This window comes from Paraburkholderia sp. Ac-20340, from assembly GCF_017104965.1.
Classification (GTDB): Bacteria; Pseudomonadota; Gammaproteobacteria; order Burkholderiales; family Burkholderiaceae; genus Paraburkholderia.
The window spans coordinates 406,461-430,403 of sequence record NZ_JAAGPR010000004.1; the positions used below are offsets into that span (position 1 = coordinate 406,461).

General features: G+C 61.8%; 22 protein-coding genes. 15 read left to right on the plus strand and 7 right to left on the minus strand.

All coding sequences use genetic code 11. The annotated features are described in order from the left end of the window. Positions 1–22 precede the first annotated feature (22 nt). From G3N59_RS08980 to G3N59_RS08990, 3 genes are all read right to left on the minus strand, one after another. Positions 23–1,105, minus strand: coding sequence for a porin (locus G3N59_RS08980; protein WP_205982199.1), 1,083 nt, complete (start codon positions 1,103–1,105; stop codon positions 23–25). Between the two features lie 61 nt (positions 1,106–1,166). Continuing rightward, positions 1,167–1,562 carry a RidA family protein gene (locus G3N59_RS08985; RefSeq protein ID WP_205982200.1) on the minus strand — a complete coding sequence of 132 codons (396 nt, stop codon included), beginning with the start codon at positions 1,560–1,562 and terminating at the stop codon, positions 1,167–1,169. A 43-nt stretch (positions 1,563–1,605) separates the two neighbouring features. Next, positions 1,606–2,805, minus strand: coding sequence for an amino acid aminotransferase (locus tag G3N59_RS08990; protein ID WP_205982201.1), 1,200 nt, complete (start codon positions 2,803–2,805; stop codon positions 1,606–1,608). A gap of 150 nt (positions 2,806–2,955) precedes the next feature. Here G3N59_RS08990 and G3N59_RS08995 point away from each other — a divergent pair, with 150 nt between their 5' ends. From G3N59_RS08995 to G3N59_RS09025, 7 genes are all read left to right on the plus strand, one after another. After that, the gene (locus G3N59_RS08995; RefSeq protein ID WP_205982202.1) at positions 2,956–3,426 is read left to right on the plus strand and encodes an Lrp/AsnC family transcriptional regulator; all 471 of its coding nucleotides are present in this window, start codon (positions 2,956–2,958) and stop codon (positions 3,424–3,426) included. A 103-nt stretch (positions 3,427–3,529) separates the two neighbouring features. After that, positions 3,530–3,712 (plus strand): helix-turn-helix domain-containing protein, encoded by a 183-nt coding sequence (locus G3N59_RS09000; protein WP_205982203.1) that lies wholly within the window; start codon positions 3,530–3,532, stop codon positions 3,710–3,712. Between the two features lie 198 nt (positions 3,713–3,910). Further along, positions 3,911–4,846 carry a hypothetical protein gene (locus tag G3N59_RS09005; protein ID WP_205982204.1) on the plus strand — a complete coding sequence of 312 codons (936 nt, stop codon included), beginning with the start codon at positions 3,911–3,913 and terminating at the stop codon, positions 4,844–4,846. Positions 4,847–5,240: 394 nt separating this feature from the next. Further along, positions 5,241–5,675: a hypothetical protein gene (locus G3N59_RS09010; RefSeq protein ID WP_205982205.1), complete on the plus strand. Its 435-nt coding sequence runs from the start codon at positions 5,241–5,243 to the stop codon at positions 5,673–5,675. A gap of 281 nt (positions 5,676–5,956) precedes the next feature. Continuing rightward, a complete protein-coding gene (locus G3N59_RS09015; RefSeq protein WP_205982206.1) occupies positions 5,957–6,970 on the plus strand; it encodes a TIM barrel protein in 1,014 nt (337 codons plus the stop codon). A 45-nt stretch (positions 6,971–7,015) separates the two neighbouring features. After that, complete coding sequence (locus tag G3N59_RS09020) at positions 7,016–7,423, plus strand: DUF6379 domain-containing protein (RefSeq protein WP_205982208.1); 408 nt, start codon at positions 7,016–7,018, stop codon at positions 7,421–7,423. Positions 7,424–7,615: 192 nt separating this feature from the next. After that, complete coding sequence (locus G3N59_RS09025) at positions 7,616–8,818, plus strand: MFS transporter (protein ID WP_205982210.1); 1,203 nt, start codon at positions 7,616–7,618, stop codon at positions 8,816–8,818. Positions 8,819–8,902: 84 nt separating this feature from the next. On the opposite strand, the gene G3N59_RS09030 is transcribed toward G3N59_RS09025, so the two are convergent. Further along, entirely contained in the window at positions 8,903–9,865 is a 963-nt protein-coding gene (locus tag G3N59_RS09030) for a LysR family transcriptional regulator (RefSeq protein WP_205982212.1), read from the minus strand. A 13-nt stretch (positions 9,866–9,878) separates the two neighbouring features. Then, positions 9,879–10,805 (minus strand): LysR family transcriptional regulator, encoded by a 927-nt coding sequence (locus tag G3N59_RS09035; RefSeq protein WP_205982213.1) that lies wholly within the window; start codon positions 10,803–10,805, stop codon positions 9,879–9,881. 336 nt (positions 10,806–11,141) lie between these two features. On the opposite strand from G3N59_RS09035, the gene G3N59_RS09040 reads away from it, so the two are divergent. Genes G3N59_RS09040 through G3N59_RS09060 form a run of 5 tightly spaced genes read left to right on the plus strand, consistent with a single transcriptional unit; the run spans position 11,142 to position 16,578 of the window. Then, entirely contained in the window at positions 11,142–12,242 is a 1,101-nt protein-coding gene (locus tag G3N59_RS09040; RefSeq protein ID WP_205982214.1) for a porin, read from the plus strand. 45 nt (positions 12,243–12,287) lie between these two features. Further along, the gene (locus G3N59_RS09045; protein ID WP_205982218.1) at positions 12,288–12,581 is read left to right on the plus strand and encodes a hypothetical protein; all 294 of its coding nucleotides are present in this window, start codon (positions 12,288–12,290) and stop codon (positions 12,579–12,581) included. A 23-nt stretch (positions 12,582–12,604) separates the two neighbouring features. Then, a complete protein-coding gene (locus G3N59_RS09050) occupies positions 12,605–13,660 on the plus strand; it encodes a sugar phosphate isomerase/epimerase family protein (RefSeq protein WP_205982219.1) in 1,056 nt (351 codons plus the stop codon). 22 nt (positions 13,661–13,682) lie between these two features. Continuing rightward, on the plus strand, positions 13,683–14,843 hold the full coding sequence (locus G3N59_RS09055; RefSeq protein WP_205982220.1) for a Gfo/Idh/MocA family oxidoreductase: 1,161 nt from the start codon (positions 13,683–13,685) through the stop codon (positions 14,841–14,843). 46 nt (positions 14,844–14,889) lie between these two features. Further along, entirely contained in the window at positions 14,890–16,578 is a 1,689-nt protein-coding gene (locus G3N59_RS09060; RefSeq protein WP_205982221.1) for a GMC family oxidoreductase N-terminal domain-containing protein, read from the plus strand. Positions 16,579–16,614: 36 nt separating this feature from the next. On the opposite strand, the gene G3N59_RS09065 is transcribed toward G3N59_RS09060, so the two are convergent. Further along, positions 16,615–17,487, minus strand: a complete 873-nt coding sequence (locus G3N59_RS09065) for a TetR/AcrR family transcriptional regulator (protein ID WP_205982222.1) — start codon at positions 17,485–17,487, stop codon at positions 16,615–16,617. Positions 17,488–17,563: 76 nt separating this feature from the next. Between G3N59_RS09065 and G3N59_RS09070 the strand changes: the two genes are divergently transcribed. The 3 genes from G3N59_RS09070 to G3N59_RS09080 all read left to right on the plus strand — a co-directional run bounded on the left by G3N59_RS09070 (position 17,564) and on the right by G3N59_RS09080 (position 21,766). Continuing rightward, the gene (locus G3N59_RS09070) at positions 17,564–18,874 is read left to right on the plus strand and encodes an MFS transporter (protein WP_346777866.1); all 1,311 of its coding nucleotides are present in this window, start codon (positions 17,564–17,566) and stop codon (positions 18,872–18,874) included. Between the two features lie 162 nt (positions 18,875–19,036). Next, positions 19,037–20,569, plus strand: a complete 1,533-nt coding sequence (locus tag G3N59_RS09075) for a carboxylesterase family protein (protein ID WP_205982223.1) — start codon at positions 19,037–19,039, stop codon at positions 20,567–20,569. 111 nt (positions 20,570–20,680) lie between these two features. After that, a complete protein-coding gene (locus G3N59_RS09080; protein WP_205982224.1) occupies positions 20,681–21,766 on the plus strand; it encodes a porin in 1,086 nt (361 codons plus the stop codon). A 97-nt stretch (positions 21,767–21,863) separates the two neighbouring features. Here the strand turns inward: G3N59_RS09080 and G3N59_RS09085 are convergent, their stop codons facing one another. Then, entirely contained in the window at positions 21,864–23,876 is a 2,013-nt protein-coding gene (locus G3N59_RS09085; protein WP_205982225.1) for a glycoside hydrolase family 3 N-terminal domain-containing protein, read from the minus strand. Positions 23,877–23,943: the final 67 nt, after the last annotated feature.

Genomic DNA, 23,943 nt, shown 5'->3' on the forward strand with positions numbered 1-23,943 from the left:
GCATGCCCTGCGCGATGGATGATTAGAACATGTGACGCAGGCCGACCGCTGCGCCCAACTGATTGTTGCTGCCCGGCAACTCGGTGACGGCGCCGCCCGAGACCTTGTTGTAATCGACGCTCCCGTACACCTGGGTCGATTTCGACAGCGCGTACTCCGATTCCAGCACGCCGGTGTAGCGCTTGCCGCTGTTGCCGGCGATGCCGTTCACGTCGCGGATCGTGTCGTAGTAGAACGCGCCGGTGACGCTCACCGCTGGCGAGACCTGCCACGCCACGCCCGAGAAGCCGATGGTGTCCTTGCGCGGATGATCGGCGAACGAGCCGTATTGCACGCTGCGGCTGCTGTCGTTGAGGAACTCGCTGTCGACCACGCCGGTGGCGTCGTTGCCGCCGATATAGCCGAGGAACACCGTGGCCGGGCCGATCGCATAACGGGCCGCCGCGCCCCACATCTGCTGCGAGCGCGCGTTGGCGTCGCGCACGTTCTGGTAGACCGCGCCCACCATCAGCGCGCCGCGCGTGTAGGCGGTGCGCACGCCCCAGTACGAATCCGCGCTCATGTCGCCGGCCTGGCCGCCGAAGCCGTAGCTCGCGCCCACGGCGAGGCCGTCGAAGTTGCCGCTGTAGCTGACCACGTTGCTCGCGCGCGCCTGGGTCAGGAAATACGGCCACATATTGGCGCTGTAATTGGCGACCGTGAGCGGATCGAGATCGCCGAACAGGTTGAAGCCTTCGGTCGCCTGGCGGCCGAGCTTGATGGTGCCCAGCTGCGATTCGAGCCCGACGTACGCATAGCGGCCGAACAGCAGGCTCGAATCGGTCTTGCCGTTTTGCGGCTCGAAGCCGTTTTCGAGCTGGAAGATCGCCTTCAGGCCGCCGCCGAGATCTTCGGCGCCCTTGAAGCCGAAGCGGCTATTGGTGATCGCGCCGTTGGTGAGCTGCACGCTGCTGTCGTTGTTCGCGTTGGCGTGCGTGGTGTAACGCAGGCTTTGATCGACGATGCCGTAGAGCGTCACCGAACTCTGCGCCTGCGCGCTCCCCGAGGCCGCGAGCGTGGCGGCGCTCAGTACGCCAGGGACTGCTAACTTGATGAAAGTCTTCAACTGGGAACTCCGATGGGTGGTCGTTTAGTTTTTGTAGAACAAGCGCTGCGTGGTGCGATTGCTAGCGCGTGGGTGTCGCCGCAGACGGCAGCCCGACATAGGCCACCAGTTCGATCAGCATGGCCGGATGCGCGAAGCCCTTGACGGCCACGCTGGTGCGATTGGGCCACGGCGCGCTGAAAAAGCGGCGGTATTCGGCGTCGATGGCTGGCATGTCGGCGGCATTGGCCATATAGATCAGCACCTGGGCGACATCGCTCAATTGCGCGCCCGCGGCCTTCACGGCCTGTTCCAGATTGGCGAGCGTGAGGCGCGTCTGCGCGACGATGTCCTCGCCGGCAATGGCGCCGCTGGAATCCATCGGGCCGTGCGCGGTGAACATCAGGCCGCCGGCACGCGTGGCCCACGAAAACGGCTGGCCGGGATTGGGCAAGCCGGTCTCGATCGTATCGGGCATGGGTTCTCCTCCTTGTGTTTTTTGGGGTGTCGCGTGGTGCGCGTTATTGCGGTGCGAGCACGCTGGCCATCGCTTCGGCCACGTAGTCGAGATTGCTGGCGTTCAGTCCGGCGACGCACAGGCGCCCCGAGCGCAACAGATAGACGCCAAAACGTTCGCGCAACGCATCCACTTCGTGCGCGCGCAGACCGGTGTAACTGAACATGCCGCGCTGCTCGACGAGGTAGTCGAAGGCGCGGCCCGGCAGCGCATCGCGCAGGCGGTCGCGCAGGCCCGTGCGCATCGACTTGATACGCGCGCGCATGGCCGCCACTTCGGCGTCCCATTGCGCGTAAAGCTGCGCGTCGCCCAGCACCTGAGCGACGAGTTGCGCGCCGAACAGCGGCGGGCTCGAATAGGCGCGGCGCACGCCCGCCTGCATCTGCGTGAGCACGCGGGTGGCTTCCTGCTCGCTCGAACAGACGACCGAGAGCCCGCCGCAACGCTCGCCATAGAGCGAAAAATTCTTCGAGAACGAATTGCTGACGAGAAAGGCCACGCCCGCATCGCTCATGGCGCGGATCGCCCAGGCATCGTCGTCGAGGCCGTCGCCGAAACCTTGATACGCCATGTCGATGAACGGAATCAGGCCGCGCGCCTGCACGCAGGCGATCACGGCGCGCCATTGTTCGCGCGTGAGATCGAGGCCGGTGGGATTGTGGCAACACGGTTGCAGCAGCACGAAACTGCGCGCCGGCAGTGTTTCGAGCGTGGCGAGCATGGCGTCGAAACGGATGCCGTTGCTGGCCGCGTCGTAATACGGATAGCTGTGCACCTCGATCTGCGCGCCCGCGAACAGGACGCGGTGATTGTCCCAGCTCGGATCGCTGATCCAGATCGCGCTATCGGGGAAATAGCGCTTGATGAACTCCGCGCCCAGACGCAGCGCGCCCGAACCGCCAAGCGTCTGCAAGGTCGCGACGCGGCGCTCGCGCACGGCCGCGCAGGCCTCGCCGAACACCACGCGCTGCACGGCCTCGCGAAACGGCGCCGAGCCTTCCATCGGCAAGTAGGTGTGGGGCGCGCCCTGCGCGGCGATGCGCGCGGCGGCGTTGCGCACGCTTTCCAGCACGGGAATGGCGCCGTTTTCGTCGTAGAACAGGCCGATGCTCAGATTGACCTTGCGCGCTTGCGGGTCGCGCTGGAAGTCCTGGAACAGGGACAGGATCGGGTCGCCGGGGTAGGCGTTGACGTGGTGAAACATGCTCGAATCCTTGTGGTTTTCGTCGAATTATTGCGAGCATGTTATAGAGGAGGAAATAAAATATGCTTCGTTTATCGTGCGTCTTTTGCTTGTGGCGTGGTAGAGTCTGCGAATATTTCCACAATTCTTGAATGAGTCTGCTGACCACCTATGGACCGTACAGACATGCGCATTTTGCGCGTTTTGGAGAAGGATGGCCGCATCAGCAATCAGGATCTCGCAGACGCGGTGAAACTCTCGCCTTCGGCCTGTTTGCGGCGCGTGAAGATCCTGGAGGAGCGGGGCGTGATCGTCGGCTATCGGTCGGTGATTGCGCCCAAGGCGATCGGCGTGGGTTTCGAGGCGCTGGTGCAGGTGTCGATGCGGCCGGAGGAGGACGACTGGCACGCGCGCTTTTCGGAGGCGATTCAGGCGTGGCCCGAAGTGGTGTCGGCGCAGATCGTCACGGGCACGTCCAATTACGTGTTGCGCGTGCGCGCGCGCGACCTCGATCACTATTCCGATTTCGTGATTCACCGCCTGCATCGCGCGCCCGGCGTCATGGCCATCAACTCGAATATCGTGCTGGCGACGGTGAAGGATGGCGGATCGGTGCTGGATCTTGCGGTGCTACCGGGTTGAGCGGCTGGCGCGCTGCGGTTTCGATCGGTGATCGCGTGTTTTCTGCTGTTATGACAAAATGTCCCGACTTATAAGGAGTCAACGAGACATTTTGCGCAAATCTATGAAGACTGCAGACCTTTCTTATGCACTGGCACGCCTTGGCTGGACCCAGGTGACGTTCGCCGAATACGCCGGATACGACCGCCGCACAGTCGGACGCTGGATGAATGGCGAGTCACCTGTGCCCTTGCTGGTCGAAAAGCATATCGACCTGTTGCTGGCGATTCGTGACAGGATGCCTTGAGTTGCGCGGCAAAAAACCTGAGTGATCGGGCGGGCTCGCGCTCGAAAAAGAATGGCGCTATTCGATTCAAAATAAATAATCTTGATTCACGGCGAATAGTTTTCGCAAAGGGAGCGCCATTCAATTCAAACAGCGCTTCCTCTTGAAGGTCGCCGGTATACACTTCCCCAATCGATAATCAGAACGCAGGGGAATGAATTGATTGCAGTTCCGGTGTGGTCGAACGCGCAGTTCACGATTATCCTGCTTTCGGTTTTATCGACTTTTGCACTCATCGTCGGCGGCCTGCTGCTCGCGGTGATTCCGCCTGTGCGTCGCTGGGTAGGGCTGAGGCCTAAACTGCGCATCGGCCTGCTGGTATCGACGCCATTGCTGTTGCTGGCCTCGCTGCCCACACTGGTGATGGCCATGGCGGCGTTCGGTGCGTGGCGCTCGGTCACCGCGCCGGAATCGGAGCGTCATATTACGCTGGAGCACGATCAGACAATCGACGGCTTTACGTTGCCCGCCGGTACGCATCTGGATCTGATCGAGGCTTATGAAATCGATTCATTCAAGCACGCCCGTTTTCCCCATCCAGTCAACATGCTCGACGTGACAGCGACCGGAATGAATTCGGTCTTGCCTTATTCGGTTGCCTTCACGGGGACGGGCGAACAGACGATCGCGGGCTGGACCTGCGATGCAACGGACGAAATCGAATTCAGCCGAAGCACCGACAAGCATTTCGATCTGGACATGAAATCGCCTTTTCACTTTAGCGGTTGCACGCTGGGGCACGGCAACAGGATTGCGGGCCGTCTTTTGCTGCCCGCGAACGCTACGATCGCTGAAGGCACGCTGCACGCGGAGTTTTTCAACGTCAAAGTGGCCGATCCCTTGCCGATTGGGCCGGGCGGTGCGCTGTTGAAAACCAATTGTCTGGTGATCGACCGCAACAGCCGCATGCCCCAGGATATGAATACCGGGCTGCTGGTGAATCCGCTCAAGTGGAAAAACAAGACCTGGCCCGCCGGAACCGAAGTGATGTGGGATGCACCGAAGCCTGGCGCGTCTGCAAAAGTCACTGCCTGGTCGTTCTTCGAGCATTCGGCCAGTCTGGATTCGAACGATTCGTTTTCTTGCCTTGGTTAAGCCGGGTTTCTACGGCGAATCGCCCGGGCATGCTCACGTGGATTCACTACGATTCTCCCGTCACGCGCCGTTTCTATGCGGGCAGTGACGAACTAATTCACATTAGCGTGGAAACTGCTTTATCTGCTGTCGGCAACGTGGTCGTGCGGACTCTGGAGTTACGTCATGCGCTGGCGTGGTGTGCCAAAGGAAGATGAATTCACTGCGCGTGGGTTTTAAGGGCGGCAAATCGGTAAATTGGCAAAAAAGGGGCGGGTGCAGGCCATCCGCTAATTCTTTCCTGTGAAACGGGCCGTAACGCGACGGGATTTTCAAGGCTGGATTTGAGTGAGTACCGGGGCTTATCGTACGAGCGCTCGACGAGCTTCAGTGCTTTGCCAAGGAGAATTCAGCCATGAAGAAAATACAGATCGTTATCGCCGCTATTGCCGCTTCGGCTGCCGTCTCGCTGCAAGTTCGCGCCGACGAACCGGTTCCGCCGATGCCCGACCATCACGCGCCCATGTTCGCCGGCGATATGGGGCAGGTCCCTCCGTTCCATGGCCCGGATTTCGACGTCATCAACGATCTCGAGCAATTGCGCCGCCTGTATAGCCTGTCTGGGCGTCCTGGCGACATCGTGGCGGTCTATCACGAGGTGCTGGACAAGTCGCACAATCCGGCGGTGCGCCGCTTCGCCTATGACGCCCTGGCTCGCGAACAGCTGAAGCCGGCGGACCCCGCAGCGGCCATCGCAACGATCCACGCCAGCCTCGAAGAAGATCTCGATCGCGCCAACAAGCCGCCGCGCGCAGAAGGCGGGCAAAAGCCGGGCGTGCCGCATCCCTGAGGTGCGGGAACCGGGGCGGAAAGTCGGCGAATGGCGCGCCTGAAGTCCTCACTGAACCTTACGGAAGGTTTCTTTCCGCAACGGATCAGAAAGGATTGGCGCGCAGCTTTCCATGCTGGCACTGATTGCAGAACCGCATGGCCGCCGCCTCGCGCGGCCATGGATCGCGTCCCCAAAACCGATCACGAAATTCAATAGTTCACGCGCGAAAATTATCATTTTTCAATGCCGTGCCGATGACTAAATAATCCGTCACCAGCTCACACAATGACGGAGACAGCATGTCATCACCCGCACAGATCAAGCGCGGCATCAGCCTTTACAGCTATCAGGAAGAGTTTTTCCTGCTCAAGCTCGACCTCGAAGGCTGCCTCGCCGAAGCGGCGAAAATCGGCGCTCATGGAATCGAGATCGTCAGTGAACAGATGATTCCGCGTGCACCGCACGCCGCCGACGCGTTCTACGCGCAATGGCACGAGTGGATGGCGCAATACGGCCTCACGCCCGTGTGCCACGATCTCTTTCTCGACACGAAACGCTATCCCGATCGCCGCCTGAGCGATGACGAATGCGTGGCATCGATCGAAGCCGACCTGCGCCATGCGCATCGTCTGGGTTGCCGTTTCGTGCGCGTGCTCGTGAGCGTCTCACCGCATATTCTCGCGCGCTGCGTGAGCGCCGCCGAACGCTACGACGTGAAAATGCTGCTGGAAGTGCACTCGCCGCTGCATTTCGATCATCCGTGGATCATGCGTCACGCGGAATCGATGGAGCGTCTGGGCACGCAGCACATCGGCTTCATGCCCGACATGGGGATCTTCGTCAAGCGTTACCCGCGTGTCATGCGCGACCGATTCGTGCGGATGGGTGCGCGCGCAACGATCGCCGATTTCATCTGCGCCGCTTACGACGATCGCATTCTCTCCGAATACCTCGTGCAGGATGTGCGCCAGATGGGCGGTACGCCGGTTGAACTGGCCATGGCCGAAACCGTGCGCCACACGATCTGGTCGAACCCGCGGCGCCTGCTCGAATTCATGCCGCGCATTCATCATATTCACGCGAAGTTCTACGAGATGACGCCCGAGTGCATCGAGCCGAGCATTCCCTATGACGAAATCCTTCCGGTGCTGATCGAAGGCGGCTACAACGGCTATCTGTCGAGCGAATACGAAGGCAATCGCCACGTGCAGGACGCGTTCGACGTGGACAGCATCGAACAGGTGCGCAGGCAGCATCGCATGTTCGAAACGCTGCTCGATCAGCACGCTGCAATCGCTGCGGTCGCGGCTTAAACCGTTTTGGCCGGCTTCGGCATTCAGGTAAGGAGACAACTCATTATGTTCGACAAATACATCATCTGCGAAAACGGCTTGCGTCCGCGCGCTGGAAACGAAGCCGCAGCGGGTTTTTCGCTGGAATTACGTTTGCCGTATTACCGCGCGCTCGGTCTTTCGATGGTGGAAAAGATCGCGCTGACGATCGACGGCGAAACCGTGCCGGTCGAGCGCATGACGCTGAACGTCGAGGACGGCGCGTTCGCCGTCGCCGATCTCGGCAAGGTGGACGACGCGCGCTGGGGTTTCGGCGAAGTCGCGCGTCTCGATGTGGCGGGCGTGACGCTCAAGGCGACGCCCGAGGGCGGTCACGACGTCCAGGTCGAACAGCATCTGCGTATCAGCTATCTGCCGTTCACGCTGGTCGGCAAGGATCGAAAATGCCTTGCGCTGGAGGCGGCGCTGGCGTGATTTGGCGCGACATGCAAAGCTGGTAGCATTCGCGCGCATGCGAACGCAAGCGCAAGCTGGAACAGGATGGTGAGCGGGCAAGGGTGCGAAGAACACTCGCCCGTCCGGTCGATTTGAATCGATCATGAAAAGAGTCGTGAAAAGACTCATGAGAAAAGTCAGAGGCCGCGAGGCGGCCTCAAGGAGACACGTATGACGAACAGAACTGCAGGCGCGGCGCAAGGCCTCGTGCTGAGCGTGGCATCGACGATGTCGGTGATGGGCGCGGTGGTCATGGCCCCGTTGCTGCCGAGCCTTCACGCGCAATTCGCCACCACACCCGGCGTCGATTTCCTCGTGCCGATGGCGCTTACCGCGCCTTCGTTGTGTGTGGCTTTGCTCGCGCCCGTGATTGGCGTGGCGGCCGACCGCATCGGCCGTCGCCGCGCGTATCTCTTCGCGCTGCTGCTGTACGTGCTCTTTGGCACCGCGCCGCTTTATCTCCAGACCTTGCCGCAGATTCTCGCCAGCCGCGTGGGCGTGGGTTTCGCCGAGGCCGTCATCATGGTCTGCAGCACGACGCTGCTGGGCGATTATTTCACCGGCCCGGAGCGTGTGAAATGGCTTTCGGCGCAATCCGGTATTGCGTCGGTATCGGGTATCGCTTTCATCATGCTTGGCGGCGTGCTCGGGCGCGACAACTGGCGCATTCCGTTCGCCATGTACGCACTGAGCCTCGTGCTGTTTGCCTTCACGCTGCTGCTGACCTGGGAGCCCGCGCCGCGCGCACGCGAGACCACGCAGGCGCAGCGCTTTCCCTGGGGCAACCTGTTGAGCAACGGCGTGCTGACGGTGATCGGCTCGCTGCTGTTCTATCTGATTCCCGTGCAGATGGGCGCGGTGCTGGCCGGGCACGGCGTCACTTCGCCCGCCACCATCGGCATTCTGATTTCGATCGCCAGCATTCTTATTCCGATCGGCGCGTTTCTGTTTCGCCGCGCGGCGCTGCGGATTCGTCTCGATGCGATCGTGTGTCTGCCGTTTCTGCTGATGGGCGCGGGTCTCATCGCGCTTGGCCGCACCGGCGACGCGACGATGGACGTGATCGCCGCTTCGGTCCATCAACTCGGCGGCGGTTTCGTCCTGCCGGTATTGCTGACGATGGCGCTGCAACGTCTGCCGTTCGAATTGCGCGGACGCGGCACCGGCATCTGGATGTGCGCGTTCTTTCTCGGTCAGTTCATCAGCGCGCCCGTGGCGATTGGGGCGATGAAAGCGGCGGGTAGCATCGGTGTATCGCTGGGCTGGCTGGGCGTCATGAGTCTTGTCGTGTGCGCGGTGCTCGTGGTGGCTGCTGTGCCGCGTGCGCGCCGCGAAGGCTGGGGCGTATTGCCGAATACGACGCCTGGTCAATAACGATTCGCCGATACGAAAACGCCATGCCGCTTATGCCGGCATGGCGTTTTGTTTTGTGCGGTACGTAGCGTGAGAATCGTGATGTCAGGCGACGACGTCCGGCGCGATTTCACTCGCGCAATCGAGCAGCACGTCGCGAAACCACGCATACGCCGGGTCGTTTTCGCGCGTCTGCTGCCATTGCACGACTTCGGTGAGCGGCGGCAAGGCAATCGGGCAATCGATCACGCGCAATTCCGGTTCGCGCGCCGCGAAGCGCGCGGCAACAAAAGACGGCAGCGTTGCAATCAACGGCGTGCCTACGATGGCGAAGGGAATCGCCAGCAGATGTTCGGTGCGCACGGCGCGCTCGCGTTGCGCGCGATGAATCAAGGCATCGTCGGATTCGATCGTCATGACGCTGCCGTCCAGCAAGGTCGGCACGATATGCGGCAGCGCGTAGAAAGCGGCTTCGTCGAGCGGCTTTTGCTTCGCGCGCGTGCCGGACACAGCGCGATTGCCGCGCCACACCAGACATTGATACGGCGCGCTCAGCAACTGCCGGCGCGGATGATCCGCCGACGTGAACAGCCCCGGCAGCACCACGAAATCCAGTCCTTGCCGCTCCAGCGCTTCGACGGCCGGCGCGCGTGCTTCGCGAAACGCGCTGAATGTGCGCACATTGAGGCTGATGCCCGGCGCTTCTTTCGCGAGGCGCGCGCTCACGAGCGGTAGCAGAAAGCCCGCCACGATCTCCGAGCAGGCAATCGCAAACCGCCGTTCGGCGCGCGACGGATCGAATCCCGGTTTCGCCGATGTCAGCACGCGCGCGCGTTCGAGCCATGCCTGCACGGCCGGTTTCAATTCGAGCGCGACGGGGCTCAGGACCAGTTTGCGGCCCGCCTGAATCAGCAGCGGATCGCCAAAATGCTCGCGCAGACGCGCCAGCATCGCGCTGATAGCGGGTTGCCCTACGTTGAGACGGTCGGCCACGCGCGTGACGCTGGGGTCGTCGAGCAGCGCGTCCAGCACCACGAGCAGATTCAGATCGATCGAGCGATAGCGCATGGCGAATGCTCCATTAAAAGTTGCGCGCGCAATCAACGATCACGCGTGCGAGCCATTCGACCGCCGGGTCGCCCGCGTGCGCGGCGCTGACCTGCAGCGTTTCCCATACGTCGATAGCCGCGAACGGCGCGGGCACGACGCGCAGCGGCATCGAGCGCGCCGAGGCCTGCGCGAGCCGTGCGGGCACCGTGCCGATCCGCTCGGTGCCCACCACGAATTCCGGCACGAGCAGAAAGTTCGGCACGATGACTTCGACCTTGCGCGCGACGCCTGCCCGATCGAGGCGACGTCCTTCGACGGTATTGGCCGCCGAATCCATAAACGTGGCGATCACATGCGGCAGCGCCGAATAGAGTTTCGTGCTGAGCCGCTCGCCCACCTGCGGATTATCGTCCGCGACGATGCAGGTAAAGGTCTCGTGAAAGAGATCGACCGAGGGTTGATCGGCGGACGTGAATTCCTTGGGCGCAATCGCCAGATGCGCGCCGCGCCGCTCCAGTTCGTCGCCCATCAGATTGCGCGAACGCGGCAGCAGGCTGATCAGCGGCCTCATGGATAGCGACACTCCCGGCGCTTCCTGCATCAGCCGCGCAATCACGCGCGGCATGAACACCTGCGCCACATAGTCCGAGCAAAGCACGACGAATTCCTGCTGCGCTTCTTCGGGCACGAAGGCGTGATTGGCGTTGGCGATCACATCGGCGCGTTGCAGCAGCGTGCGCAGAACCGGCTGCAATTCGTAGCCGAGCGTGGTGGGCGTCATCTGCCGGTTGCGCCATTCGAGCAGCACATCGTCGAAATGCTCGCGCAGACGCCCGAGCGCCGAGCTGACCGCCGACTGTTTCAGGCCAATGCGCAGCGCCGCGCGCGAGACGCTGCGCTCGGTGAGCAGGGCGTCGAGCACGACGAGCAGATTCAGATCGAGACCTTTGAGGCGCATGGGCGGTGTTTGTGGGGACGTTGTGCGGACGTAAAGCGCTTGGGCCACGACGGCGTGCACGCGCGATGAGAGGGATTGTCCGAAACAATAGTTTGCTTGCGCTGCTAGTGATTTCCCCAGGCACGCAAAGCCCGGGCACGCACGAAAAGCCCGTATTCCAGCGCCTCGCAACGATTTCGCCAGCCATCATGAAAATCAATACATGGCAGGCGATATTTTTCATTTTTCGGCATGCCAGCGCCCGGAAATAATCCATTCCACGCGCCGCAGACAGCGCGAACAAAAAAGACGTTACGCAAAAAACAAAGCCGCAGGAACGGTCAGGAGACGACAACGATGAATCGCCAATGCGACGGGCGCGCGCGCCCACGCCGATGGAGCATGCTGTGCCGTGTGGGCATCCCGCTCGGGCTGTGTCTGGGCGGCAACGCCGCGAGCGCACAGCAGGTCACGCTGTACGGCACGATGGACACGGGCTTCACCTACATTTCGAACAGCGGCGGCAGCAAGCTCATCGAAATGCAGCCGAACATCATGTGGAAAAGCGCCTTCGGCATGCGCGGCAGCGAGGATCTCGGCGGCGGCACCAAGGCGTTCTTCGATGTCAGCAAGACATTCAATACGTCCACCGGCGCGGATTATGGTTTCGGCCCTTCGATGGGCCTGAGCGACGACCGCTGGGGCACGCTCACGATGGGTCAGCTCAACGACTTCATGTTTCTTTCGCTGACCGTGCAGCGTTGGGGCCCCGAACTCTATTCGATGCCGCCGTACAACACCTCGGCGGGGCCGTTCACGTCGCTCGGCCTGAGCTCCGGCTCGACCGACTTCAACGGCACGGCGGGCTGGTACGTGTTCAACAACGCCGTGAGTTATCGCTCGCCGACGATCGACGGTTTCACCGTCGGCGCGATGTATGCGTTCGGCAATGTAGCCGGTCATGTCGGGCGAGGCGATACGCAGAGTTATGGCGTCGATTACAGCATCGGGCCCGTGCAACTGGACGCTGCCTACACGCTCTCGCGTTCCACCGATATGGTCGAGAACGGCGCCGCGCTGCGCAATTGGGGCTTCGGCGGGCGGCTTGCGGTGGGCGGCGCATGGCTCGACGCGCTCTATACGAACACGCGCAATACCAGCCTTGGCACCGGCGTGCAGGTGGTCAGCGCGGGCGGGCAGTTCCCGGTGACGCGCAATACGGTGATGTCGCTGAACTATCACTACGACTGGGCGAATGCAGCGGCGGACAGCTATCACGCGCATCAGATTTCGGCAGGGCTGTTCTACGGTTTTTCGCGGCGCACCGATGTCTATGCCACGGTGACTTTTCAACGCGCGAGCGGTAACGGCGCCACCGCGATGGTGGATTACACGATGGCGCGCTCGTCCACGGCTTCGCAGACCGTGGCGCGTATCGGCATCACGCATCGCTTTTGACGCGACGTGCTGCACCGCTCAATTCAACGCCAACAGGGGAACATCATGACCACACGCATTCTGCTCGCGCTGCTGCTGATCGTCGCGGCGATGGGCCGCGCGAGCGCAGCCGAGGAAGTCAGGCGAGTCTGCCGCAACGTCTGGAAACACGACCACTACGAAGAAAAGTGTCACACGGTCCGGCGCGCGCCGCCGCCCGCGCCACGCATCGACGCACCGCCGCCGCCGCCCAATTCGAAGAAAGACGGCCCGCAAAGCGGCCCGCTCAAGCATCCGCATCAACCGAAAGAGCCGAAGGACGTGCAGCCCGTGAGCGTGAAGCGCCCGGCGTCGAATTGAATTCATCAGGAGAAACGCACTTCATGAAAACGATAGCGGGTCCCGCCATTTTTCTCGCGCAGTTCGCCAGCGACGAAGCGCCATTTAATTCGCTCGCGGCGATCGCACGCTGGGCGGCTGGCCTTGGCTATCGGGGCGTGCAGATTCCGGCCTGGGACGCACGCCTGATCGACCTGTCGCTCGCCGCGAGAAGCCAGACTTATGCGGACGAAGTTCGCGGCACGCTGGATGAGCACGGCATGGCTGTGACCGAGTTGTCCACGCATCTGCAGGGGCAGCTGGTTGCCGTGCATCCGGCCTATGACGCAGCGTTCGACGGTTTTTGTCCGCCCGCGCTGCGCGGCAATCCGCAGGCGCGCCAGCAGTGGGCGGTCGAGCAATTGATGCTGGCCGCGCAGGCGAGCCGCCGTCTAGGACTGCGTGCGCACGCAACGTTTTCGGGTGCGCTGGCGTGGCCGTTTCTGTATCCGTGGCCGCAGCGCCCGGCCGGGCTCGTGGAGATGGCGTTCGAGGAACTGGCGCGCCGCTGGCGGCCGATTCTCGACGCATTCGACGAAGCGGGCGTGGATGTGTGTTTCGAAATCCATCCCGGCGAGGATCTGCACGACGGCGCGAGTTTCGAGCGCTTTCTCGATGCGCTTGGCGGCCACGCGCGCGCCAACATTCTGTATGACCCGAGCCATCTGCATCTTCAACAGATGGATTACCTCGCGTTTATCGATCTCTATCACGAGCGCATCAAGGCCGTGCATATCAAGGATGCCGAATTCCGTCCCGATGGACGCAGCGGCGTGTATGGCGGCTATGGATCGTGGCTCGAACGCGCGGGGCGCTTCCGCTCGCTGGGCGACGGCCAGATCGATTTTCGCGCGATTTTTTCGAAGCTCGCGCAGTACGACTTCGAAGGCTGGGCGGTGCTCGAATGGGAATGCGCGCTCAAGGACGCAGCAGTGGGCGCACGCGAAGGGGCGCGCTTTATCGCCGATCACATCATCGAAGTCACTGCGCGCGCATTCGACGACTTCGCGGCGTCGGGCGTAGACGAAGCGGCCAACCGGCGGCTGCTCGGTCTCGCGTAAGTCAATGTACTCAGGATAGCGAATGATGAAAGACCGTATACGGATCGGCATGGTGGGCGGCGGCGACGGGGCGTTTATCGGCGCGGTTCATCGCATGGCGGCACGGCTCGACGGCGAATTTCAGCTGGTGGCGGGCGCCTTTTCCGCCGATGCAGAACGCTCGCGGGCATCGGGCGCCGCGTTGGGTATCGAGCCCGCACGCGCCTATGCGGACTGGCAAGCCATGCTCTCAGCCGAAGCGCAGCGCGCCGATGGCATCGAAGCCGTCGTCATCGTCACGCCCAATCATCTGCATGCGCGGGTCGCGCGCGATTGCCTGGCCGCTGGCGTGCATGTGCTCTGCGACAAACCGCTGGCGACGACGCTCGACGAAGCCCGCGAACTCGCGCGTATCGCCCGCGCATCGGCATGTTTGTTCGGCGTGACGTACACGTATAGCGGTTACCCGCTCGTGCGCCACGCGCGCGCGCTGGTGGCGGCGGGCGAGATTGGCGAGATCCGCTCGGTGCAGGTGCGCTACGCGCAGGATTGGCTGAGCGAAGCGATCGAGACATCGGGCAACAAGCAGGCGGCGTGGCGTAGCGACCCGGCGCTCGCGGGCGAGGGCGGTGCGATCGCCGATATCGGCACGCACGCGTATCACCTTGCGCGCTATGTGAGCGGGCTGGACGCGCAAGCTTTGCTGGCGGATCTCACGAACGCTGTGCCCGGCCGCCGCGTCGACGACAACGCTCACGTGCTGCTGCGTTACGCCAACGGCGCACGCGGCATGCTGTGGGCGAGCCAGACATCGCCTGGTAATGCTAACAATCTGGAACTGGCGATATACGGCTCGCGCGGCGGTTTGAGCTGGCGCCAGGAAACGCCCGATGAACTCTGGTTCGCGCCGCTCGGCGACAACACGCGCGTGATCCGGCGCGGCGATAAAAGCCTCAGTCCTGCGGCCGTGAAAGCAACGCGCGTGCCGATGGGACATCCCGAAGGCTATCTGGAAGCGTTCGCGAATCTATACGCCGATTTCGCCGCGGCCGTTCATGCGTATCGCGCAGGCGAGCGCGGTGCGAATGGTGCGGGAGCGAGCACGTTTCCGACCATCGAAGACGGCCTGGACGGCATGCGCTTCGTTCACACGGCACTGGCTTCGTCGCGAGAAGGCGGCGTATGGCTGCCGTTGCGCCCTTGACGTGCGCGGCGACGAATTCACGAATATCGATTAGCAGGGGAGTTTAATGAGCAATCTGGACGATACGTTTGACTATGTGATTGTGGGCGCGGGTTCGTCGGGCAGCGTGCTGGCCGACCGGCTCACGCGCGATGGCAAGAGCCGCGTGTTGCTGCTCGAAGCGGGCGGCGACAATGAATCCGAGCTGGTGCGCATGCCGCGCGCCTTCATGAAAATGTGGGGCAATCCGCAGTATTTCTGGCAGTTTCCCGTGAAGGCGCAAAAGGATCGCCCGGCCAATGAAACGTGGGTCTATGGCCGGGGTCTGGGCGGATCGAGTTCGACCAACGGCACGTGGTATCTGCGCGGGATGCCCGCGGATTACGACGCCTGGCGCGATATGGGTTTGCACGAATGGTCGTGGCGCGAAGTCGAGCGCTGCTTCAACGAAATGGAAAGCTATCGCTATCGTCACGCGCATCGTTCGCGCGGGCGTAACGGACCGCTGCAGGTGACGGAACTGCCGTTTCGCTCGCCCGTGATTCGCGCGGCGCGCGAGGCGGGCAGGCAGATGGGCTTGCCCGTGCTCGACGACATCAATACACCGGATACGCAGGGGATCGGCTATACGCAGGCCACGGTGGATCGACGCGGCCGCCGTGCTTCGGCGTATCGCGCGTTTCTTAAACCGGCGATGCGCCGAAGCAATCTCACGGTAATGACCGGCGCGCTCGTGGAGCGCATCGTATTTGAAGGCACGCGTGCTGCGGGCGTGCGTTATCGCGTGAACGGCGCAACGCGCGTCGCCCGCGCGCGGCACGAAGTCATTCTGTGCGCGGGCGTGCTGCAAAGCCCCAAGCTCCTGCAACTCTCAGGCGTGGGGCCCGCCGATGTGCTGACGCAAGCGGGCGTGGCGGTGGTCAAAGATTTACCCGCAGTGGGCCGCCATCTCGCCGATCACGCGATGTTCTCGATTTCGTTTCGCATGCGCAACGATGCGGGTTTCAATCGCGAATTCCACGGCTGGCGCCTCATGCGTCACGTGCTTCAGTACTACACGACGCGCACCGGTCTGATGGCCTATACGTCGCCGGAATTGACGGCGCTGGTATCGATGCGTTCCGCGCCGAATTGGCCCGACGTGCAGTTTGGCGTGGGACCGTTCTCGATGCGTTCCAGCGAGGAAATCAAGGCCGATCCGGGGCGCGGCGCGCTCGAAGATCAACCGGGCCTCACGCTCAACGGCTACTATCTGCGGCCGAAGAGTCGCGGCAGCGTCGCGATCCTGTCGGCCGACGTTACGCAGCCGGTTCTCGTCGATGCAAACTGGTGGGGCGATCCTGAAGATCGCAAGCTGCTTGTCGACATGCTGCGACTCATGCGCGAGTTTGCGGCGCAGCCCGCGCTTGCGCCTTATATCGTTCGCGAGGTGGTGCCAGGCGCGCAACATCAGAGCGACGATGAAATCTTCGAGGCGCTCAAGTGGCTTGTGAGTCCCGGCGTTCACGCCACGGGTACGTGCCGGATGGGTTCGCCCGCCGATTCCGTGCTCGACTCGCGGCTGCGCGTGCATGGGCTAAGCGGCTTGCGTGTGGTGGATTGTTCGTCCATGCCCACGCTGCCGTCGGGCAATACGAACGGTCCCGCCATGATGCTGGGTTATCGGGCGGCGGAACTGATTCTTGAGGACCGCGACCGGCAGCGAGAAGGGGCGGCCGGTGCAACGAATCTTCGCGCCGATGCGTTGATGCAATAGATGCGATAGTTTCAGCGCGGGTTCAGCGCGTGCGCGTTACTTCGCGACAAAGCGCATGATCATCTCGATCACAAATTCGCGCCGTGCATCGATAGCCGCGGGCGATTCCATATCGTTTTCGAACAGCAACGAAAAGGTATGGCGGTTCGAGACAGGATAAAAACAGAGCGCCGCGATCGACATACGCAAATCGACGGGATTGATGCCGGGGCGAAACAGCCCCGCTTTGACACCGTCGTCGTAAATGCCGCGCACGCGGTCCTTCACGGACAGATTCATGCGGCGGATAAAGTCGCTCTGCGCGAAAACCTCTCCATTGCGTGCGTTTTCATTCATGATCAGGCGCACGAACATCGCATTGCGCTGGTGATAATCGAAGCTGAAGCCCACGAGCTTGCGTAAAGCTTCGTCGGGCTTCAGTTCGTCGAGCTGCAATTGCGCTTCGCTGCGCGCCTGCGACTGGAAGGCGCGTTCGAGCACTGCCAGATAGAGCGCTTCCTTGCTGTCGAAGTGGTAGTAAATCATCCGCTTGCTCGCGCGCGTGAGCCGGGCAATCTCATCCACGCGCGCGCCGCTCAGTCCCTTCTCCGCAAACTCCACCGTGGCCACTTCCAGAATGTCGGCAAGCGACTGCGCCGCATCGTAGGGGCGCGTTTCCGTTTTGGACTCTCTGGCCTTTATTGCCTGCGTTGCCTGTGTTGTCGATTGGACTTCAGGCGTTGCGGGCGATGTTTTGGTGCGTGGCTTCATCAGTTCTGACAAATGGATCGAAGAAGGCGATGGGCCCCATTGTACAAGGGCACGATCGGGTCGACTGGTTTGGTCCATCGGGTTAATAAACGGGACAGGACGCAGGAGAAACGCTGAGCGTAAACCCTCAATGGAAAGTAAACGTACTAGATAGTACATTTCGCTGAACCCAATCAGGACATCATGGAGACAGCACGTGGACCATCATCGGGATGAGCGCCGGAACGCGGATGCAGTGGGACGAACACCAAGGATCGCGGCTTTTTCAAGCTGGCTGGGCAGCGCGCTCGAATACTACGATTTCTTTATCTACGGCACGGCGGCGGCGCTGGTTTTCGGCAAGCTGTTCTTTCCGGTCGCCGACCCGAAAGTATCGGCTGTCGCGGCGTTCGCGACCTTCGGCGTCGGCTATATCGCGCGGCCCGTCGGGGCGTTCTTCATGGGCCATATCGGCGACCGCTTCGGCCGCAAGCAGATCCTCATGCTGACGCTGCTCATGATGGGCGTGTCGACTTTCCTGATCGGCGTGCTGCCGACTTACGCACAGGCTGGCATCGTCGCGCCGGTCCTGCTCGTGTGCCTGCGACTGTTGCAGGGACTTTCGGCGTCGGGCGAGCAGGCCGGCGCCGCGTCGCTCACGCTCGAACATGCGCCCGCCAACCGCCGTGGTTTCGTAAGCAGCTTCGCCTTGAGCGGAGCATCGATGGGCTTCGTGCTGGCCACGCTCGTGTTTCTGCCGATCGCCGCATTGCCCGACGAGCAGCTTTACGCATGGGGCTGGCGCATTCCGTTTCTGCTGAGCGTGGTGGTCATCGGCGTGGGTCTGTGGGTGCGCCGTGGCTTGCCGGAAACACCGGTATTCACCGAGGAAACGAGCCACGGCGGAACTGCCGGTGCGCCGGTGGCCGAACTCTTCCGAACCCAGGGCACGGATGTATTTCGCCTCGTGCTGGCCGCGCTCTATTCGGTGACGGCGAGCATTTTCAGCATCTTCGTGCTCTCGTATGCGGTCAACACGATGCACGTGCCGCGCACCCGCATGCTGACGCTGCTCGTGGCGATCAATGTCGTCAGCCTCGCGCTCGTACCCATGTGGGGCTGGCTCTCCGATCGCATTGGCCGGCGGCCGGTGTTCATCACGGGCGCGGTAGGCGGCGCGATCTTTATCTGGCCCACCTTATGGGCGATTTCGCGCGCCGATGTGACGCTGATCTGCGTATTCGGCTTTATCGTGCTCAGCGTGTTTTATAGCGCGTCGAACGCCGTGTGGCCTTCTTTTTCAGGCGAAATGTTTGCGACGCGCGTGCGGCTTTCGGGTGTCGCGATCGGCTCGCAGATTGGCATCACGCTTGGCGGCGCAGCTCCCGCGCTCAGCGCTGCGTTGCTGAAGGATGGCCCGGACGGCTGGATGCCCGTGGCGACACTGGTGAGCGTCGCGGGCCTGATTGCCGCGGCCGCCGCATGGAGTGCGCGCGAAACCTTCGACGTTCCGCTCGATCGGCTGGGAGAAAACCGCAGCACGCAGGTGCATTCCGCACCGACCTGACCGACGCAGCGCGCTTAGTCGCGCCGAGTTGCAAATACCTCTTTCCCAGCGGCACACAACCCATTGCAGTACGCGAGATGCGCTTCCTGAACCGGACCAGCGCAGGCTTCTGGCCGCCTTTTAAATCTATTCAAACGAGGACATTGCCAATTGACTCTCTCCATGCCTGACTCCATGTGTGCGCAATCGAGCGGCGCGTATCCCATTACGGTCGATGGCGGCACGATTGCGGGAATCGTCGATAAGGATCGCTCGCTGATCGAATATCGCGCCATTCCTTTTGCTGCGCCGCCCGTCGGTGAATTGCGCTGGCGCGCCCCGCAACCGGTCGTGCCGTGGGACGGTGTGCGCGTGTGCGATCGCTTTGCGCCGATGTGCGCGCAGCCCGAACGCCCCGCGCGCTCGGTCTTCCTCGAATACGCAGGCGAGCAGCGAACCAGCGAGGATTGTCTTTACCTCAACGTGTTTGCGCCGCTCGACCGGCCCGCAGAAAAATTGCCCGTGATGGTCTGGATTCACGGCGGTGCGTTTCAGGTGGGCTCGAGTACGAATGCCACCTTCGTGCGCGGCGATCTTACGCGGCATGGCGTGATCCTCGTCACGGTCAATTACCGCGTGAATGCCTTTGGCTTTCTCTCACATCCCGAATTGACCGCCGAATCGGAGCATAAAGCCTCGGGCAATTACGGACTGATGGATCAGATCGCGGCGCTTGCGTGGGTACGCAGGACTATCGCAGCATTCGGCGGCGATGCAGACGCGGTGACGGTTTTTGGTCAGTCGGCAGGAGGCGCGAGTATTGCGAATCTGATGGCGTCGCCGCTGGCAAACGGTCTGTTTCATCGGGCGATTATTCAAAGCGTCGCCTTCATGCCGATGATGCCGCTTGCGCAGGCCGAGCAGCAGGGCGTCGACTTCATGAAGCGCGCGGGCGCCGCGTCGATTGCCGAATTGCGCGCCCGGCCCGCCAGTCAGATCGTCGGACTTGCGAAGGCGACATTGCCGTTGATCTGGCCTTCGGTCGACGGATACGTGATGCCTGAATCCGCCGAAGCTTCTTTCGCGGCCCAGCGGCAGATGCGCATGCCCGTGCTGACTGGCTGGACGCGTGACGAAGGCACGGTGTTTCCCGCCTACGAGGAAGCGGGCGCATTGCGCGAGGCGTTGCGTGCACGCTTTGGTTCGCGGCTGGCCGAAGCCTTGCACCATTACCCCGCCGCCGACGCTACGCAGGCGCGCGATTCCGCAAAGCGCATCAATGGCGATGCGCTCGCGGGTGCGGGCGTATGGAAGGCCGCGTGCGCGCACGCGCAGGGCGGCAATCCGGTTTGGCTCTATCACTTCGAACACGAGCAGCCGTTCCACGGCGGTCAGGCCTATGCGGAGAGCGACCCTGCAGCGGCGCTCGGGGTCTTTCACAGTGCCGATTATCCCTATGTATTCGGAACGCTCAAAGAGCTCACGCGGGCGTGGACGCCGGCTGATGAGGTGGTGCGCGACGTGATGCAGCGCTACTGGGTCAGTTTCGCGCGAAGCGGCCATCCGCATGTCGATGGCCTGCCCGCATGGCCGTGTTTCGATGCGGATGGGGACGCCACGATGCGCCTTGGCGCTGTACCCCACATGGATTCGATTCCGCGTCTCGATGCACTACGTTTTCTCTGCGCAGAAAACATGATCGGCAATTTCCTCTAAATGCTGTAAAAGCTGGCGGTGCAGATGCACCTCCAGCCCGAAGTCCAATCAATCGCCAATCTTTAACTAAGGATTGCGAATAAAAATTAAAGAGGCAATGGAGATCGAATCGTGGACAAAAAGCAACTCTTCAGGCTGGCAACGGCAGGTGTGCTGGCATCGTCCGGGTGTCATGCCGCATTCGCACAATCGTCGATACAGATGTTTGGCATTATCGATTCTGGATTGACCTACGTGACGAATGTTGGCGGTCATTCGAAAGTCGCGGCGACGGACGGCATTCAGCGCAACAATTTCTGGGGCATTCAGGGAGCGGAAGATCTGGGCGGCGGCACACAGGCGATTTTCCGGCTGGAGAATTATTTCGCGCTGAATACAGGCGCAATTGCGGGCAGCGCGTTCTTCACCGATACCTATGTGGGTTTGCGCGACAAACGCCTCGGACAATTGAGTTTTGGCCGGCAATATGATTTCGGCTCGAATCTCGTGCGCTATATTGCCTGTCTCGAGTGCGGCGTGTATAGCGTGCAGAACGCGGATCTCGATCGCGCTGCCGGCGATCATCTGAGCAACACGATCCAGTACAAGAGCCCGAATTTTGCGGGCTTTACGTTGGGCGCAATGTATGGATTCGGCCAGAACGCGACGGGGTCGAGCAATCTCGGCCGCTCGTACAGTCTGCTCGCGCAGTACGAAAACGGTCCGTTCAGCAGCGCGCTGATCACCACCAACATTAACGGCTCGCCGGTGTCGACCGCAACGATTGGCGCTGCGGAATTTCTGGGCGTGGACACCACGAAAACGTCCACGATCTATGCCGATCAACGCCGTATTTTTGGCGCGGGCGCTTCGTATCGATTCGGCGCGTTGACTGCAATGGCGATGTACACCAACACGCACTTCACCTTGCAGTCCCAGCATGCAACGGACCAGGTCGTGCGGGCGGGCGTGACGTGGCTCGCGCGGCCCGACGTGTTGTTTTCGGTGATGGAAACCTTCGATCGCCTCGACGACGATCGCTGGTATTCCTCGTATGCCAGCGCGACGTATCTGCTTTCGAAGCGCACGCGCGTTTATACCGACCTTGCTTTCCAGAAAGCCAGCGGGCAGGGCGCTGTGGCTTCGATCTATCAGATCGGGCGCTCTTCGACGACTTCGCAGGGACTGGTTCGTATCGGCATGGTGCACACGTTTTGAGTGGCGGCGCTGGTCACGGCGGTGCCGTCCGTCGCCAGCGCCTGTCGAAAGCCCGTTGCCGTGCACTGCGCGGGAACGGGCGAAGGTAACACTGCGATCAGTACGACAATCCGTACCCGAACGCGTACAAAGGATGCTGCGTATCGTGAGGAACATCCTCGCGTTGCGCGACGACTTCATCCATCGACGAAGGCAGTTCGAATGGCAAATGCCCTTCGGGTTTCGCCTTGCCGGTTAGTACATCGAACAATGCCGTATCGCTAATACCGAAGTTGGCGAGAATGGCGGTCGCCTTGTCCTGCACGTTCGTGAGAATCGCCGGTCGATCCATATACACGCTGACGATGGACTTCGGCGCCAGCGCGGCCTGTTTGATGGCTTCGTAATCGGCGCTGCCGTCCTTGAACGCGAGACTGCCTTCGTGCTGCATCGAGCCGAACAGATAGGTCGGATGCAGCGTTTCATAAGGCGTACTCACGCGGACAATTGCGACATCGGCGTCCTGCGGATTACTGACCACGGTGTAGCCGTATTGCTGCGCGACAGTCGAATCGATGCCGTATAACCAGACCTTTTTGCCGGTTGCGCTCATCGGCAGATAATTGCCGGTGTTTTGCAGCAGCACCAGCGAGCGCCGTTGCGCGTCGAGTGCCTGCGCCTGGAACGAAGCATTGCCCACGATCGAGCTGGCGGCGTCTGCATCCACATAAGGATGATCGAATAGTCCTTGCTGGAACTTCTGCAGCAGCACGCGATAAGCCGATTCGCTCAAACGGCTTTCGCTAAGCAAGCCTTCTTTGACGGCCTCGATGAGAAATGACGGATCGCCTTCGCCGCCGAACTGGTCGATGCCGGCATTCGTGGCTCTCACGAAACGTTGCAGCCGCGTGGCGGTTTCCATACCCCACGGCGTCCCGAATCCGACGAACGAAGGCGCACCGGAGGAAACCCCATTGAGGCAGTTCGAATCGCAATCCGAGGCGATGCCCCAGTCCGAGACGATCACGCCCTGAAAGCCATATTTGCCGCGCAGCAGATCGGTCAGCAACGGTTTGTCGAAGGCGCCGCCCACCTGTTCTAGTGTGATGCCGTCGATCGTCACCGCTGAATCGGGTTCGGAATAAGTTGGCATGACCGAGCCGACCTGAGCCGCGAAGGCGCCTTCGAACGGTTTCAGATGATACGCAAAGTTATTGCCGGGATAGGTTGCATAGCGCCCGTAGTAATTGTGGCTGTCGTAGCCGTCCTTTTGCGCGCCATAACCGGCCCAATGCTTGACCACCGCAATCACGCTGCGATCGTTGATGCCGGTCGCGCCGCCCTGAAAGCCTTCGATATAGGCCTGCACCTGGGCTTTGGCGAGATCGGCATCTTCGCCGAAGGTGCCGTTGATACGCGCCCAGCGCGGCTCCGTCGCCAGATCGGCCTGCGGGGACAGCGCTTCGGTGATACCCACCGCGCGATACTCCTGGCGGACGATATCGCCGAATGTGCGTGTCAGCGTCGCATCGCCGATGGCGGCAAAGCCTAGCGTTTCAGGCCATTGGGAGAAGCCGCCGCCGCCCGCGCTGGCCCCGAGTACATACTGGAAATGACTGCGCGGGTCTGAGCTGATCGAGACCGGAATTGCCAATCGCGACTGCTCGGCCAGCGTCTGGATCTGGTTGTATTGTTGCGCCATGGTGTGTGCGTCGGCGCTCATCCGCGTGATGAAGGTGTTGATCGCCAGATCGTTGATCTGCGTTTTCAGGCTGGCGAGATCGTAGGCGGAGCCGGTGCCGGCGCCGGTCGTGTCGTCGAGCACCGGGGCCGTGCCGTGCAGCATCAAGCCCGCCTTTTCGGCTATCGTCAGGCGGTTCGTCAAATCCCGCGCGCGCGTTTCGGCGGGCAATCGCCAGTCTTCATAGGGATCGAGCTGGCCATTGCGATTCATGTCCTTGAACTGAAAGCCCTCGGCTTTGATGAGCGGTAAGGTGGTGTAGCCGAGATCGCGCTGGGTAACGGTCGAATCCAGATGGTTGCCCCCGCAAGCATACAGGCCGCCAATCAGTGCCGAAGCGATAGTGACCGGTACAGACAGGCGCAGTACGGGTCGTGAAGCGATACGCATTGTTTCCTCCATATATCGAGCGAAATACGCTCGTTTTATTGTTGCGAGAAGCAGGAGGAATGCTAGC

Excerpts from the sequence above, each read along its gene's own strand:
- G3N59_RS08985 (WP_205982200.1), bottom strand. The coding sequence starts at position 1,562 with ATGCCCGATACGATCGAGACCGGCTTGCCCAATCCCGGCCAGCCGTTT.
- G3N59_RS08990 (WP_205982201.1), bottom strand. The coding sequence starts at position 2,805 with ATGTTTCACCACGTCAACGCCTACCCCGGCGACCCGATCCTGTCCCTG.
- G3N59_RS08995 (WP_205982202.1), top strand. The coding sequence starts at position 2,956 with ATGGACCGTACAGACATGCGCATTTTGCGCGTTTTGGAGAAGGATGGC.
- G3N59_RS09000 (WP_205982203.1), top strand. The coding sequence starts at position 3,530 with ATGAAGACTGCAGACCTTTCTTATGCACTGGCACGCCTTGGCTGGACC.
- G3N59_RS09010 (WP_205982205.1), top strand. The coding sequence starts at position 5,241 with ATGAAGAAAATACAGATCGTTATCGCCGCTATTGCCGCTTCGGCTGCC.
- G3N59_RS09015 (WP_205982206.1), top strand. The coding sequence starts at position 5,957 with ATGTCATCACCCGCACAGATCAAGCGCGGCATCAGCCTTTACAGCTAT.
- G3N59_RS09020 (WP_205982208.1), top strand. The coding sequence starts at position 7,016 with ATGTTCGACAAATACATCATCTGCGAAAACGGCTTGCGTCCGCGCGCT.
- G3N59_RS09025 (WP_205982210.1), top strand. The coding sequence starts at position 7,616 with ATGACGAACAGAACTGCAGGCGCGGCGCAAGGCCTCGTGCTGAGCGTG.
- G3N59_RS09030 (WP_205982212.1), bottom strand. The coding sequence starts at position 9,865 with ATGCGCTATCGCTCGATCGATCTGAATCTGCTCGTGGTGCTGGACGCG.
- G3N59_RS09035 (WP_205982213.1), bottom strand. The coding sequence starts at position 10,805 with ATGCGCCTCAAAGGTCTCGATCTGAATCTGCTCGTCGTGCTCGACGCC.
- G3N59_RS09040 (WP_205982214.1), top strand. The coding sequence starts at position 11,142 with ATGAATCGCCAATGCGACGGGCGCGCGCGCCCACGCCGATGGAGCATG.
- G3N59_RS09045 (WP_205982218.1), top strand. The coding sequence starts at position 12,288 with ATGACCACACGCATTCTGCTCGCGCTGCTGCTGATCGTCGCGGCGATG.
- G3N59_RS09050 (WP_205982219.1), top strand. The coding sequence starts at position 12,605 with ATGAAAACGATAGCGGGTCCCGCCATTTTTCTCGCGCAGTTCGCCAGC.
- G3N59_RS09055 (WP_205982220.1), top strand. The coding sequence starts at position 13,683 with ATGATGAAAGACCGTATACGGATCGGCATGGTGGGCGGCGGCGACGGG.
- G3N59_RS09060 (WP_205982221.1), top strand. The coding sequence starts at position 14,890 with ATGAGCAATCTGGACGATACGTTTGACTATGTGATTGTGGGCGCGGGT.
- G3N59_RS09065 (WP_205982222.1), bottom strand. The coding sequence starts at position 17,487 with ATGTACTATCTAGTACGTTTACTTTCCATTGAGGGTTTACGCTCAGCG.
- G3N59_RS09075 (WP_205982223.1), top strand. The coding sequence starts at position 19,037 with ATGCCTGACTCCATGTGTGCGCAATCGAGCGGCGCGTATCCCATTACG.
- G3N59_RS09085 (WP_205982225.1), bottom strand. The coding sequence starts at position 23,876 with ATGCGTATCGCTTCACGACCCGTACTGCGCCTGTCTGTACCGGTCACT.